The 14,334-nt window shown below is 50.0% G+C and carries 18 protein-coding genes; 15 read left to right on the forward strand and 3 right to left on the reverse strand.

Going from position 1 to position 14,334, the window contains the following annotated elements:
* Positions 1–80: 80 nt before the first annotated feature.
* From recN to EYC62_07735, 3 genes are all read right to left on the reverse strand, one after another.
* Positions 81–1,745 (reverse strand): DNA repair protein RecN, encoded by a 1,665-nt coding sequence (gene recN, locus EYC62_07725; GenBank protein TAH32616.1) that lies wholly within the window; start codon positions 1,743–1,745, stop codon positions 81–83.
* A 206-nt stretch (positions 1,746–1,951) separates the two neighbouring features.
* A complete protein-coding gene (locus tag EYC62_07730; protein ID TAH32617.1) occupies positions 1,952–2,779 on the reverse strand; it encodes an outer membrane protein assembly factor BamD in 828 nt (275 codons plus the stop codon).
* 65 nt (positions 2,780–2,844) lie between these two features.
* Positions 2,845–3,867, reverse strand: coding sequence for a UDP-3-O-acyl-N-acetylglucosamine deacetylase (locus EYC62_07735; GenBank protein TAH32618.1), 1,023 nt, complete (start codon positions 3,865–3,867; stop codon positions 2,845–2,847).
* Between the two features lie 647 nt (positions 3,868–4,514).
* Between EYC62_07735 and EYC62_07740 the strand changes: the two genes are divergently transcribed.
* The 15 genes from EYC62_07740 to rpsQ all read left to right on the forward strand — a co-directional run bounded on the left by EYC62_07740 (position 4,515) and on the right by rpsQ (position 14,309).
* Positions 4,515–4,886 carry a 30S ribosomal protein S12 gene (locus EYC62_07740; GenBank protein TAH32619.1) on the forward strand — a complete coding sequence of 124 codons (372 nt, stop codon included), beginning with the start codon at positions 4,515–4,517 and terminating at the stop codon, positions 4,884–4,886.
* Between the two features lie 18 nt (positions 4,887–4,904).
* Positions 4,905–5,381, forward strand: a complete 477-nt coding sequence (locus EYC62_07745; protein TAH32620.1) for a 30S ribosomal protein S7 — start codon at positions 4,905–4,907, stop codon at positions 5,379–5,381.
* A gap of 61 nt (positions 5,382–5,442) precedes the next feature.
* Entirely contained in the window at positions 5,443–7,527 is a 2,085-nt protein-coding gene (gene fusA / locus EYC62_07750) for an elongation factor G (GenBank protein TAH32621.1), read from the forward strand.
* Between the two features lie 53 nt (positions 7,528–7,580).
* Positions 7,581–8,792: an elongation factor Tu gene (tuf, locus tag EYC62_07755; protein TAH32622.1), complete on the forward strand. Its 1,212-nt coding sequence runs from the start codon at positions 7,581–7,583 to the stop codon at positions 8,790–8,792.
* Positions 8,793–8,859: 67 nt separating this feature from the next.
* Complete coding sequence (locus EYC62_07760; protein ID TAH32623.1) at positions 8,860–9,180, forward strand: 30S ribosomal protein S10; 321 nt, start codon at positions 8,860–8,862, stop codon at positions 9,178–9,180.
* A gap of 137 nt (positions 9,181–9,317) precedes the next feature.
* The gene (locus EYC62_07765) at positions 9,318–10,001 is read left to right on the forward strand and encodes a 50S ribosomal protein L3 (GenBank protein TAH32624.1); all 684 of its coding nucleotides are present in this window, start codon (positions 9,318–9,320) and stop codon (positions 9,999–10,001) included.
* A 16-nt stretch (positions 10,002–10,017) separates the two neighbouring features.
* On the forward strand, positions 10,018–10,710 hold the full coding sequence (locus EYC62_07770; protein ID TAH32625.1) for a 50S ribosomal protein L4: 693 nt from the start codon (positions 10,018–10,020) through the stop codon (positions 10,708–10,710).
* Between the two features lie 2 nt (positions 10,711–10,712).
* Positions 10,713–11,054: a 50S ribosomal protein L23 gene (locus EYC62_07775; GenBank protein ID TAH32626.1), complete on the forward strand. Its 342-nt coding sequence runs from the start codon at positions 10,713–10,715 to the stop codon at positions 11,052–11,054.
* Between the two features lie 18 nt (positions 11,055–11,072).
* Entirely contained in the window at positions 11,073–11,903 is an 831-nt protein-coding gene (locus EYC62_07780) for a 50S ribosomal protein L2 (protein ID TAH32627.1), read from the forward strand.
* Positions 11,904–11,925: 22 nt separating this feature from the next.
* A complete protein-coding gene (locus EYC62_07785; protein ID TAH32628.1) occupies positions 11,926–12,213 on the forward strand; it encodes a 30S ribosomal protein S19 in 288 nt (95 codons plus the stop codon).
* 11 nt (positions 12,214–12,224) lie between these two features.
* Positions 12,225–12,641 carry a 50S ribosomal protein L22 gene (locus EYC62_07790; GenBank protein TAH32629.1) on the forward strand — a complete coding sequence of 139 codons (417 nt, stop codon included), beginning with the start codon at positions 12,225–12,227 and terminating at the stop codon, positions 12,639–12,641.
* Positions 12,641–13,324, forward strand: a complete 684-nt coding sequence (locus EYC62_07795; GenBank protein ID TAH32630.1) for a 30S ribosomal protein S3 — start codon at positions 12,641–12,643, stop codon at positions 13,322–13,324. Before EYC62_07790 ends, EYC62_07795 begins: the two co-directional genes overlap by 1 nt.
* 25 nt (positions 13,325–13,349) lie before the next feature.
* Positions 13,350–13,778 carry a 50S ribosomal protein L16 gene (locus tag EYC62_07800; GenBank protein ID TAH32631.1) on the forward strand — a complete coding sequence of 143 codons (429 nt, stop codon included), beginning with the start codon at positions 13,350–13,352 and terminating at the stop codon, positions 13,776–13,778.
* Positions 13,779–13,795: 17 nt separating this feature from the next.
* Positions 13,796–14,065, forward strand: coding sequence for a 50S ribosomal protein L29 (locus EYC62_07805; GenBank protein TAH32632.1), 270 nt, complete (start codon positions 13,796–13,798; stop codon positions 14,063–14,065).
* Positions 14,066–14,075: 10 nt separating this feature from the next.
* On the forward strand, positions 14,076–14,309 hold the full coding sequence (gene rpsQ, locus EYC62_07810) for a 30S ribosomal protein S17 (GenBank protein TAH32633.1): 234 nt from the start codon (positions 14,076–14,078) through the stop codon (positions 14,307–14,309).
* The last annotated feature ends 25 nt before the right edge of the window (positions 14,310–14,334 follow it).

Here is a 14,334-nt window from a genome sequence, read left to right on the forward strand (position 1 = left end):
TATACATTGTATATCAAATATAATACGTAGTCAATAGTCGTGCCAATAATAATATTTAACAATATCAAATAGATATACTATTACGCCGCACCAAGCAATTTTCCGGCCGCCGCGCGGGCTTCGTCGGTGATCGAGGCACCCGACAGCATTTTGGCCAACTCCTCGCGCCGTTCGGCGGCCGACAGGATTTTCAATTCGGTGCTGGTCGAATTTTTGGATGTGCTTTTGGAAATGCGGTAATGGTGCTGCGCTTTGGATGCGACTTGCGGCGAATGGGTGACCAATAAAATTTGCGCCTTTTGCGCGAGACGTTCCAAGCGCGATCCAACCGCGTCGGCAACGCCGCCAGAAACGCCCGTATCGATTTCATCGAAAATCATGCTGGCGGCCGCGCCGGATTCGGATAGAACGACTTTGATTGCCAGCATAAAACGCGATAACTCGCCGCCCGATGCGATTTTATGTAATGGTCCTGCTGGCATGCCGGGATTGGTGATGACCGCAAATTCGATTGTATCGATGCCATGATCGGCCCATTGATCGTCGGGCAGGATGGATTGCTCTGTAATGAACGTGGCCCGGCCCAATTTTAACGGTTCTAATTCCGCGGCGACCGATTTATCCAGTTTCTGCGCGGATTTTTTGCGTGCGGCGGAAATTTCCAGCGCCAGTTTGTGATAGGATTTTTTTGCCGATTGCGCGGCATCGAACAGCGCCGCGATATGTTGATCGGCATTGTCGATGAAATTGATTTCGTTTTCCATTTGCGCCAGCAATTCCGGCAATTGATCGCACGGCACATTATATTTGCGCGATAACTCGCGAAGGCCGAATAAACGGTCTTCCAAAGTTTCTAATTGCGCCTGTGCATCGCCATCGTCGCCTACGGCATTGCGAAGCGCGGCACCCGCATCTTGCAATTCCACACTGGCGCGTTCCAATGATTGCAAAATAGGTTCCATAATATCGGGCGCCTTGTCGGCGATGCGGCCCAGCGATTTTTGCGCGGTTAAAACCTGGCGGTCTGCGCCTTTTTCGCCTTCGATGGCGTCCAATGCCGTGCCGATCGCGCCGATAATTTTTTCACGGTGTTGTAATAAGGTGCGGCGCGCAGCCAGATCTTCTTCCTCGCCGTTTTTGGCTTCGAATCCGCGCAGTTCATTGATGGCGTGGCGCAGAAATTGTTCCTGGGTTTGCTTGGTTTGTTGATCCGCGACCGCTTGCGCCCAGGATTTTTCCGCCTGTTTCCAGGCGCCGTATAAATTTTTCAATTTATCCAGATCTTTGTTGAGGCCTGCGAAATCATCCAACGTGGCACGGTGCGTGGCGCGGTCCAGCAACCCATGTTGATCAAACTGGCCATGAATTTCGATCAACTCCGCGCCGATTTGTTTCAATAATTGCACGCTGATCGGTTGATCGTTGGCAAAGGCGCGCGATTTTCCATCTGCATTTAAAATCCGGCGCAGAATCAATTCCGTGCCGCTTTCCAATCCTTGGTCTTGTAAGATCGTATGAATGGGGGATTTTTTTGGCAATTCGAATTGCGCGGTTACGCTGGCTTTGTCCGCGCCTTGGCGTACCAGTGACGCGTCCGCGCGCATGCCCAGCGCCAGGCCCAGCGCATCCAGTAAAATCGATTTTCCCGAACCGGTTTCGCCGGTCAATGCGGTCAAGCCGGATTTAAATTCGACATCCAGTTCCTTGATCACGACCACGTCGCGGATGGAGAGGTTGGTAAGCATGACTTCTTATTACCGGGTTTTTATCAGGAATTCTACCCTTTGAGAAAACCTAAAATTCCCCTCCCTTAGGGAGGGGGTAGGGGGAGGGTAAGGCTCCATGATTCGCTTTTCAATGACAGACCGCGCTTTACCCCCTCCCTGCCCTCCCCCAAAGGGGGAGGAAGGAAAGAGTAAATTATCGCGGGAATGACAACAATAAAAGAGTCCTAATTAAAAATCGATCCGATCGTTTTTCCAATAAATGATTTTTCATCGCCTGTCGGCTTGGGCAGTTCAATCTTGCCGTTTTTCAGCAGGCTATAGCTATATTGATACCATTCGCTGCCCGGATAATTGTGGCCCAGCACCGCGGCGTTGGCTTCGGCTTGATCGCGAATGCCCAAAGTATAGTAACACTCGACTAAGCGATGCAAAGCTTCGGGAACGTGCGCGGTAGTTTGATATTGATCCACCACGTTGCGGAACCGGTTGATCGCAGCGGTATAAAGCTGGCGTTTTTGATAAAACCGGCCGATTTGCATTTCTTTGGCCGCTAAATGATCCAGCGTCAAATCGATTTTCAATTTTGCGTCCTTGGCATAATCGGTGTTTGGAAAACGGCGGATAACTTCACGCAAACTTTCCAACGCTTCTTGAGTAATCGATTGGTCGCGTTCGATGTCGTTGATTTGATCGTATGAAACCATCGCTTTTAAATAATAGGCGTAGCCGATTTTCTCGTCGCCCGGATGCAATTGAATAAACCGGTCCAGGGCAAGGGCCGCTTCTTGATACCGTTCGGCCTGATAATAGGAATAGGCGGACATTAATTGCGCCTTCGCCGCCCACTGGGAATAAGGATGTTGACGTTCGACTTCGTCAAACGCGTCGGCGGCGGCCTTGTATTTTTCGGCGACCAATAAATCTTGCGCCTTGTTGTACAATTCTTCGACAGGCGTATCTTTGAATTCGGCTTCTTCTTTTGCTTTATCGCTACTGCTGCTGCAAGCGGTCAGAAATCCGAGGAGCAGGAATAAAAGGAATAATTTTTTCATGCATAAGAATATAGTCGGGGTTTATGGCCCTGACTATAGCAAATTAAAGGTGGGGAAAAGGCGGATTAAGCCCGTAATTTCGCCGGTTCAGCCATCGGATCGTTGGCCGCATTCTGCGTCAAGGCTGGCGTGGAAAGGCGCCAGGCGGATGTATCGGCGAACAGGGCGCGCAGCAATTGGTTATTCATCGCATGGCCGCTGCGGTAAACTTCGACATGCGCCAATAATGGATTGCCGGCCAAATATAAGTCGCCGATCAAATCCAAAACTTTGTGGCGTACAAATTCGTTTTTGAAACGAAGGCCGCCTTCATTCATGACGCCTTCCGGGCCGACGACCACGGAATTTTCCAGCGAACCGCCAAGGCCGAAACCGGCGGCGCGCATTTGTTCGACTTCGTGGTAAAAACCGAATGTTCTGGCGCGGGAAATTTCATTTTTGAAGCCGCCCTGCGTCAAGGTGAATTGATATTCCTGACGGCCAATGGTTTTATCGGTGAATTCAATAATGCAATCCATGCTGAATTGCGGCGCTGGCGACAGAATCGCGTGTTTAGGGCCGTGACCGTTGCTTTCGGAAACCGTGATCGGCTTCAATACTTCGATATATTGGCGCGGCGCAGCTTGCTCGGCAATGCCGGCGCATTCCAGCAAAAATACGAATGGGGCGCTGCTGCCATCCATGATCGGAACTTCTGGCCCGTCGATTTCAATCAAAATATTATCAATGTTCATCGCGGCGAGAGCAGCCATCAAATGTTCAATAGTCGAAACGCTGTGTCCGGCTGGATTCGCGATTTGCGAACATAAGGTTGCGAAATTCACGTTGTTCCAGGTGGCGGGAATGCGGCGGTTTTCGGCCGTACCATTGATGTCGGTGCGTACAAACACAATGCCATGGCCAACAGGGGCCGGCAGCAAGCGCATCGAGGTCGCCTTGCCGCTGTGCAATCCAACGCCTTTGCATGTAACTGGCATAGAAATGCTGTGTTGATACAGGCTGTGCGCCTGGCCGACTTTGGTGACAACTTGGCCCGATGCGACTAAGGTAGTCGCGCGATCCGATTGATTTTTAATTTGATCCAGCATTATGGGCCTGTTTTACCTATGAAAAATGAAAATTCTTTGATGCCCATAATGTAAGGCTATTAACCATTATTAACAAATCACTGTTTATTGCCGTATGTTACAGTATTGTTTCTTGTTTTAGACCAACCACTAAAACCACAGGGCTATTGTGTACATAACAGAAATGAACCAATTTTTATAGTGCTGGCGAAACAATTCCCAGTACCTAATAAAATTATACGAATTCGTTAAAATAGGGGTTGACGGGTAGTGCATGATACCTGTATAACCCGCATCAACCTTTACCGGGAAATGGCGGTAGTGCTACGTTTTAACTGAAAACAAAGCATTAAACGCATTTCTCAAACAAAAAGATAACCCCGCCGGGAACTACTCAGTTTTCCACAAGTAGCACTTGGCCTTGTTATTATTATTGTTTGTTGCATCGGCAAAGGGTGAGTCCAAAGACTCTCGGGTCTTTAGGAAGCGCCAAGGTAGCGATGCAGACATTAGGGCAGGATTTTAAATCGCAAAGTTGCTTTGCGTGTGCTCGCGTTGTCTGTTCCATTTATCTTACCGCGATTCCTTCAAAAATTTGGTCTCTGGCAGCTTCCAGTAATGGGGCAGGGTTTTTAATTTTGTTTAAACAACAAGAGGCGGTTTGATACATGCCAACGATTAACCAACTGATACGCAAAGGCCGCAAAGTGCCAAGCTATCGCAACACCGTTCCGGCGCTGGAAGCATGCCCGGAAAAACGCGGTGTTTGCACGCGCGTTTACACCACCACACCGAAAAAGCCGAACTCCGCTTTGCGTAAAGTCGCGCGTATTCGCTTGACCAACGGTCACGAAGTCACTGCGTACATTCCGGGCGAAGGTCACAATTTGCAAGAACACTCGGTGGTGTTGATCCGCGGCGGTCGTGTAAAAGACTTGCCAGGCGTGCGTTATCACATCGTTCGTGGTTCCTTGGATACTCAAGGTGTCAAAGACCGTAAACAACAGCGCTCGAAATACGGCGCGAAACGTCCGAAGTAAGATCAGGAGCAGAAGAATATGTCCCGTCGCAGAAAAGCAGAGCGCAGAGAAGTTACCCCGGATCCGAAATTCGGCAATCTGCAATATGCCCGTTTTATCAATCGCTTGATGTATCAAGGCAAAAAATCCCAAGCTGAAACCATTTTTTATGGCGCCTTGGATATCGTTGCCGCGAAAACCAAACGCAATCCGCAAGAAGTTTTCGCCGAAGCGATCGACAACATCCGTCCGACCATGGAATTGAAATCCCGTCGGGTCGGTGGTGCAACTTATCAGGTTCCAACCGAAGTTCGTTTTGATCGTTCGATCGATTTGGGTCAACGTTGGATTATCGTTGCCGCTCGTGGCCGTGGCGATAAAACCATGGACAGCCGTTTGGCAAACGAAATCATGGATGCCGCGCAAAATCGTGGCGCTGCCGTGAAAAAACGCGAAGAAACCCACAAAATGGCCGAAGCCAACCGTGCCTTCGCTCATTTGAAATGGGGCGCGTAATACGAATATTTAGGCTGAGTTAGGTAGTTAGAGAAAATATAAAAGGTAATTAGAGAAGAAAATGGCAAGAACGACACCATACGATAAATATAGAAACATCGGAATTTGCGCGCACATCGACGCGGGTAAAACCACGACGACGGAACGTATTCTCTATTATACCGGTAAATCCTATAAAATCGGCGAAGTACACGAAGGTACCGCGACGATGGACTGGATGGAACAGGAACAAGAACGCGGCATTACGATTACGTCCGCGGCGACCACTTGCTTCTGGCGCGACCATCGCATCAACATCATCGATACGCCTGGCCACGTTGACTTCACCATCGAAGTCGAACGTTCCATGCGCGTTCTGGACGGCGCTGTAACCGTATTCGACTCGGTTGCCGGTGTTGAACCGCAATCCGAAACCGTATGGCGCCAAGCGGACAAATATAATGTTCCGCGTATTTGCTTTGTCAATAAAATGGACCGTATCGGCGCGGATTTCTATCGCTGCGTCGAAGAAATCACCACCAAATTGGGTGCAAAACCAATCGTTACCCAATTGCCGGTCGGTATCGAAAACGATTTCAACGGCATGATCGATTTGATCAAAATGAAATATGTGTTCTGGGATAAAGAAACCGCGCTGGGTGCGAAATACGACACCGCCGATATTCCGGCCGACATGCAAGCGAAAGCCAAAGAATGGCGCGCGAAAATGATCGAAGGCATCATCGATATGGACGATGTTGCTTTGGAAAAATATTTGAATGGCGAAGAACCATCCGAAGAAACCATCAAAAAATGTCTGCGCAAGGGCACGACCACCTTTACTTTCGTTCCGGTTATTTGCGGCGCGGCATTCAAAAACAAAGGCGTACAACAGCTGTTGGATGCGATTGTTGATTACTTGCCATCGCCACTTGAAATCAATAATGGCGAAGTTAAAGGCAGCTTGCCGGATTCCGAAGATGAATTGGTGCTAAAGCGTTTGGACGAAGCGCCATTCTCTGGTCTAGCGTTTAAAATTATGAACGATCCGTTCGTAGGCTCGCTGACATTCGTGCGCGTTTACACTGGCGTTCTCGAAGGTGGCTCGTACGCTTTGAATTCGACCAAAGATCAACGTGAACGCGTTGGCCGTATGTTGTTGATGCACGCGAACACCCGTGAAGATATCAAAGAAGCGCGCGCCGGCGATATTATCGCTTTGGCTGGTTTAAAATCGACCACCACCGGCGACACGCTTTGCAACCCGGACAAACCGATCATCTTGGAACGCATGATTTTCCCAGAACCGGTTATCGAAGTTGCCGTCGAACCGAAATCCAAAGCCGACCAAGAGAAAATGGGCGTCGCTTTGTCGAGGCTTGCGCAAGAAGATCCTTCGTTCCGCGTTACTTCGGATCAGGAATCCGGCCAGACCATTATTAAAGGTATGGGCGAATTGCACTTGGAAATTATCGTCGACCGGATGAAACGCGAATTTAAAGTCGAAGCAAACGTTGGCGCGCCGCAAGTTGCGTACCGCGAAACGATTTCGAAAAAATACGTCGAAGATTACACCCACAAAAAACAATCGGGTGGTTCGGGTCAATACGCGCGCGTTATCATCGAATTCGAACCATTGCCACCTGGCTCCGGCTTCGTATTCGAATCCAAAATCGTCGGCGGTTCTGTTCCACGCGAATATATCCCTGGCGTTGAAAAAGGTTTGGAATCCGCACGTGATAACGGTGTTATCGCCGGCTTCCCAATGATTGATTTCAAAGCGACCTTGACCGATGGTGCTTACCACGATGTCGACTCGTCCGCTTTGGCGTTCGAAATTGCCGCTCGTGCAGCCTTCCGCGAAGGTATTGCCGCTGCGTCGCCAAAACTGCTCGAACCAGTGATGCGCGTCGAAGTGGTGACACCGGAAGATTACATGGGCGACGTGATCGGCGACTTGAACAGCCGCCGTGGCCAAATCACCGGCATGGATCAACGCGGCAACGCTCGCGTTGTGAATGCGATGGTGCCATTGGCGTCGATGTTCGGTTATGTCAACACGTTGCGTTCCATGTCTCAGGGCCGCGCGCAGTACAGCATGCATTTCGACCACTATGAAATGGTGCCGACCGCAATTTCCGATGAAGTTAAAGCGAAGTATGCATAAGGTTTAAAGGTAGTAGGGTAACCAGAGTTAAAAATTTTTTGAAGGAGTAGACCATGACGAAAGAAACATTTAACAGAGCAAAACCGCACGTGAACGTCGGTACCATTGGTCACATCGACCACGGTAAAACCACCACCACCGCGGCTTTGACAGCTGTATCGAACGCTGTCGGCTTTATGAAAGGCGGCGCGATCTCGTATGACCAAGTTGCAAAAGCTTCGGAAAAAGACGGACGTCGCGATTCGACCAAGATCATTACGATCGCAACCAGCCACGTTGAATACGAATCCGAAAAACGCCACTACGCTCACGTAGACTGCCCAGGCCACGCCGACTATGTTAAAAACATGATCACCGGCGCTGCACAGATGGACGGCGCGATTCTGGTTGTTTCTGCGGTTGACGGCCCAATGCCGCAAACCCGCGAACACGTATTGTTGGCGCGTCAGGTTGGCGTTCCTAAAATCGTCGTGTTCTTGAACAAAGTTGACTTGGTTGACGATCCGGAATTGTTGGATCTCGTGGAAATGGAAATCCGCGATTTGTTGAACAAATATCAATTCGAAGGCGACAAAACCCCGATCGTTCGCGGTCAGGCGAAAGCCGCTCTGGAAAACCCAGGCGATGCAAAAGCCAACGAAGGTATCACCAATTTGTTGAAAGCTTTGGATGAATGGATTCCAATGCCACAACGCGACATCGACAAAGCCTTCTTGATGCCTGTTGAAGACGTATTCTCGATCTCCGGCCGCGGTACTGTTGTTACCGGTCGTGTAGAACGCGGTATCGTAAAAGTGGGCGACGAGATCGAAATCATCGGTTTGCGTCCAACCATTAAAACCACCGTTACCGGCGTTGAAATGTTCCGCAAATTGCTGGACAAAGGTCAAGCTGGCGACAACGTGGGCGTATTGCTCCGTGGTACCAAGCGCGAGGAAGTCGAACGCGGTCAAGTTTTGGCTGCTCCAGGTTCGATTACCCCGCACTCCAAGTTCAAAGCTGAAGCGTACATCTTGAACAAAGAAGAAGGCGGCCGTCATACTCCGTTCTTCGCGAACTATCGTCCGCAGTTCTATTTCCGTACCACCGACGTGACCGGTCAGGTTGTGTTGCCAGCTGGTACCGAGATGGTGATGCCTGGCGATAACATTTCGATGGAAGTGCACTTGATCACTCCGATCGCAATGGATGAAGGTTTACGTTTCGCGATCCGTGAAGGCGGCAAAACCGTCGGCGCCGGCGTCGTTGTAAAAATCATCGAGTAGTAAGGGTTGTTATCCGGATGCCCATCAACGGGCATCCGGAAAACGAAAAAAATAGAGGCAAGGGAAAATGGAAAACCAAAATATACGTATCCGCATTAAGTCGTTCGATCATCGTGGGCTCGAAGCCTCGGTGCGCGAAATCGTCACCACCGCCAACAGAACTGGCGCGCGGGTGCGTGGTCCAATCCCAATGCCAACCAGAATCGAACGTTTCACGGTGAACCGTTCGCCGCACGTCGACAAAAAATCACGCGATCAATTCGAAATCCGCACTCATTTGCGTGTTTTGGACATCGTCGAACCGACGCCGCAAACCATCGATGCTTTGATGAAGCTCGATTTGGCCGCCGGCGTGGACGTGCAAATCAAATTATTGGCTGCTGCTTAATAGGTTTCAGGTATCAGGTATCTGGTGCCAGGTTTAAAAAGGGAGAAGGACAAGGATGTTGATATAAGGCAGGAGGCGGATAAGAAGTAATTTCTTAACCTGACACCTGATACCCAACACCCGACACCTTAAATAAAATGCGTACTGGTTTAATTGCGAAGAAATTGGGGATGACCCGTTGGTATACCGAAGACGGACAACACGTGCCGGTCACGGTATTGCATGTCGACAATTGCGAAGTTGTCGGTCAACGTTCGGTCGAAAAAAACGGCTACACCGCGGTGCAATTGGGCATCGGTACCCGTAAAGTGAAAAACGTCAGCAAAAGCCTGCGTGGTCAATTTGCCGCTGCGAAAACCGAACCAAAAGCGAAATTGGTCGAATTCCGCATCGATCCGGCAAATATGTTGAATGTCGGCGATAAATTATCGGCCGAGCATTTTGTGGTTGGTCAATTTGTCGATGTGTGCGGCATTTCGATCGGTCGTGGTTTCCAAGGCCCGATGAAGCGTCACAACTTCGCCGGTTTGAAAGCAACCCACGGTGTGTCGATTCGTCACCGCTCGCACGGTTCGACCGGTCAACGCCAAGATCCAGGCCGCGTATTTAAAAACAAACGCATGGCCGGTCACATGGGCGACGTGCGCGTAACAGCGGAAAATTTAAAAGTGATCAATACCGATGCCGGTGAAAATATCATCATGGTCAAAGGTTGCGTACCTGGCGCCGAAGGCAGCTATGTATTGATCCGCGATGCGATTAAAAAAGCAGCTCCGAAAGATGCGCCGAAACCGGCTGCATTGAAAACGGCTGCGGCGTAAGGATTAGGGTGAAGTCATGCAATTAAATGTAACTACATTAGACAACAAGTCCGCCGGACAGATCGATTTGAAAGATACTGTTTTCGCGCTGACTCCGTTGCGCAAAGACATTATGGCCCGCGTGGTCAACTGGCAATTGGCCAAACGCCAAGCCGGTACCCACAAAACCAAGGAAATCGGCGATGTTTCCGGCCGCAAGGCGAAACCATGGGCGCAAAAAGGCACTGGCCGTGCTCGTCAGGGTTCGTTGCGTTCTCCTCAGTTCCGTGGTGGTGCAACCATCTTCGGTCCGGTTGTTCGTTCGCACGGTTTCGACTTGCCGAAAAAATTCCGCGCCTTGGGCTTGAAAATGGCTTTGTCGGCCAAAGCAGCCGAAGGCAAGTTGGTTGTGGTTGACACCGATCAATTGAAAGACGCGAAAACCGCTTCGGTATCGAAATTTTTCGATAAATTGGGCGTGAAAAGCGCGTTGTTCATTGGTGGCGAGAAATTGAATGACAATTTCGCCAAGGCAGCCGCAAACGTGAAAAATTTCGATGCATTGCCGCAAGTTGGCATCAATGTGTACGACATTATTCGCCGCGACACTTTGATTTTGACCAAAGACGCAGTGGATCATTTGCATACCCGTCTGGGCGGCGCAAAAAAAGCCAAAGCAGCGAAAGCTCCTAAGGCAAAAGCAGCTGCAAAAACGGCTAAGGGAGAATAATCATGGCGATAAAAAAAGAAAATACTGCAAAAAAATCCGCCGCTCCGACCATCAGCCGTGAAAAAGCTCTGGGCATGTTGCGTCGTCCGGTAATCACCGAAAAAGCGACCCGTGGCAGCGAATTTAACCAAGTTTCGTTCTTTGTGCCAATGTGCGCAACCAAACCGGAAATCAAATCCGCGGTTGAAACATTGTTCAAAGTGAAAGTGACCGGCGTCAATACTTCGGTATTGAAAGGCAAACAGAAATTTTTCCGTGGCCGCATTGGCGAACGTTCGGACAAGAAAAAAGCGATTGTTACATTGGCCGAAGGTCAGACGATCGACATCACCACAGGGATCTAAAGGAATTTAGAGGCGACAATGGCATTAAAAACATATAATCCGGTTACCCCGACACAACGTCACCTGATCAATTTGGATCGTGATGGTCTGTGGAAAGGCAAACCAGTAAAAACTTTGACTGCGGGCAAACATTCGACCGGCGGCCGTAACAACAATGGCCGTATTACATCGCGTCATCGCGGCGGCGGTCATAAGCAAGCCTATCGTATCATCGATTTCAAACGCAGCAAATTCAACGTGGAAGCAACGGTAGAGCGTATCGAGTACGATCCAAACCGCACCGCTTTCATCGCTTTGATCAATTATGTCGATGGCGACAAAGCCTACATCTTGGCTCCGCAACGCCTGCAAGTTGGCGACAAAGTCATCGCCGGTGAACGCGTCGATCCGAAACCGGGCAACGCGATGCCGATGAAGAATATGCCGATCGGTACGATCATGCATAACATTGAATTGAAACCGGGCAAAGGCGGCCAAATGGCTCGTTCCGCCGGTACTTTCGTTCAATTAATCGGCCGTGACCAAGGTATGGCGCAGTTGCGTATGGCTTCTGGCGAAATGCGTTTGGTAACTGCAGATTGTATGGCAACCGTTGGCGCGGTTTCGAACCCGGATGAGAAAAACTTGGTTATCGCGAAAGCAGGCCGTCAACGTTGGCTCGGCAATCGTCCGCATGTTCGCGGTATTGCGATGAACCCGGTCGATCACCCGCACGGCGGTCGTACCAACGGTGGCAAACATTGGGTTACGCCATGGGGCATTTCCTGCAAAGGCAAGAAAACCCGGCATAACAAGTCGACGGATCGTTTCATTATTCGTCGTCGCAACAGCAAGATTGAAACGCAGTAGTTAGGAAAAGGGAGTAAACATCGTGGCACGTTCAGTTTGGAAAGGTCCGTTTGTCGCTGGATATCTGCTTAAGAAAGCGGAAAAAGCGAAAACATCCGGCCGCAAAGAAGTGATCAAAACATGGTCGCGCGCTTCGACTATCCTGCCGCAATTCGTCGGCCTGACTTTCGGCGTGCATAACGGCAACAAATTCATTCCGGTGTTGGTCACCGAAAACATGGTCGGTCATAAGTTTGGCGAATTCGCCATGACCCGTCATTTCAGCGGCCATACGCCGGCGGATAAATCCGCTTCGAAAGCGTCTGAGTAATAGGTAGTAATATGTCGAAAAAAGCAAAAGCACGGGCCCTGGCCCCAACCGAATCGAAAGCGATCTCCAAGAATTTGCGCGTCAGTCCGCGTAAATTGAATTTGGTGGCGCAAACCATTCGCGGCAAAAAAGTAGGCGCAGCCTTGCAGCAATTGAACTTCTCGCCAAAGCGTATCGCGGTGGACGTGAAAAAATGCCTGCAATCGGCGGTGGCCAATGCTGAAAACAATCAGCAATTGGATATCGACCGCTTGGTCGTAAAAGAAGCCTATGTCGGCGTTTCATTCGCGATGCGCCGTTTCCATGCGCGTGGCCGCGGCCGCGCCAGTCCGGTTATCAAGCCTTTTGCGCATTTAACCGTGGTTGTTGCAGAGCAAGAAAAACAAGCGAAAGCTTCGAAAACCCAAACCAATAAAGAGAGTGCATAATGGGACAGAAGACTAATCCAATCGTCATGCGTTTAGGCATCAATCGGGCCCATGATTCCCGTTGGTATGCCGCAAAATCTTATGCTGGTTTGCTGGAAGAAGATTTTGCATTGCGCGCTTATGTGGTCGAAAAATTGGGCGATGCCGCCGCGATCAGCCGCGTCGTGATTGAACGTTTGACCAAGCGTGTCCGCATTACGATTTACAGCGGCCGTCCTGGCGTGATTATCGGCAAAAAAGGCGCCGGTATCGAGGCACTGCAGAAAGAATTGAAAAAAATCACCAAAGACGAAGTGAACATCAACCTGGTTGAAATTCGTAAACCGGAAATCGATGCGAAATTGGTGGCAGAATCGATCGCGCAACAGTTGGAACGCCGTATCGCTTTCCGCCGTGCGATGAAACGCGCCGTACAAAACGCAATGCGTTTGGGCGCGCTGGGTATTCGTATCAATTGCTCCGGCCGTTTGGGCGGCGCAGAGATTGCGCGTATGGAATGGTATCGTGAAGGCCGTGTGCCTTTGCACACATTGCGCGCGGATATCGATTTCGCACGGGCCGAGGCAGAAACCACCATGGGAATTTGCGGCGTAAAAGTTTGGATTTTCAAAGGCGAGATCATGGAAAACGATCCGCTGGCATCCGAAAAACGGAATGCTGAAAACCGTCCGGCTAGCGCCTAGGCATTTGGATTAAAGGAAGACGACAATGTTATCACCGAAGAAAACAAAATTCAGAAAAGCCATGAAAGGCCGTGTCAAAGGCATGGCTAAAGGTGGCTTTACCTTGGCACACGGTGCTTATGGTTTGAAATCGGTTGAACCGGGCCGTTTGAACGCCCGCGAAATCGAAGCCGCTCGTCGTGCTTGCGCGCGTGAAACCAAGCGTCAAGGCAAAATGTGGTTGCGCATTTTCCCAGACGTTCCGGTATCGCGCAAACCAGCCGAGGTGCGTATGGGTTCGGGTAAAGGCAGCCCGGAATATTGGATGTGCCGTATTAAACCGGGCCGCATCTTGATTGAATTGGACGGTGTTCCAGCGGCAGTTGCCAAACGCGCATTTGAATTGGCGTCGGCGAAATTGTCGGTCAAAACGAAAATGGTTGTGCGGATCGGCGAAGCCGATATTCACGGCTAGAGGAATTGGGTGAAGTTATGAGCAAAATTGCGGATGTAAGAACAAAGTCGGATGACGAATTGAACCAGATCGTTACCGATCTGTCGAAAGAAGCGTTCAATTTGCGTTTTCAAAAAACCGGCGGCCAGCTGGAAAATTTGGCTCGTCCGCGTTTGGTGCGCAAGGAATTGGCCCGTGCCAAAACCGCTTTGCGTGAACGCGCCTTGGGATTGAATTATGCGACTGCCGCGAAAGCTGGCAAAGCAAAGAAACCAGCGGCTAAGACAGCCAAGAAAAAAGCGAGCTAAGGAGTAAATTATGCCAAAACGCATATTGACAGGTGAAGTGGTAAGCAAATCGGGCAGCAAAACCGTAAAGGTGAAAGTAACCCGCCGCGTACCGCACCCGAAATACAAAAAAATCGTCACGCTGACCAAAAATTATGCGGCGCATGACGAGAAAAACCAATTTAACGTTGGCGACAAAGTGCGCATTCAAGAATGCCGCCCATTGTCGGCGACCAAACGCTGGGAAGTATTGACCGCTGCATAAGCGATCGAACAGCAGGAATAGTGAA

The sequence above is a fragment of the Alphaproteobacteria bacterium genome (assembly GCA_004295055.1).
Lineage (GTDB): Bacteria > Pseudomonadota > Alphaproteobacteria > SHNJ01 > SHNJ01 > SHNJ01.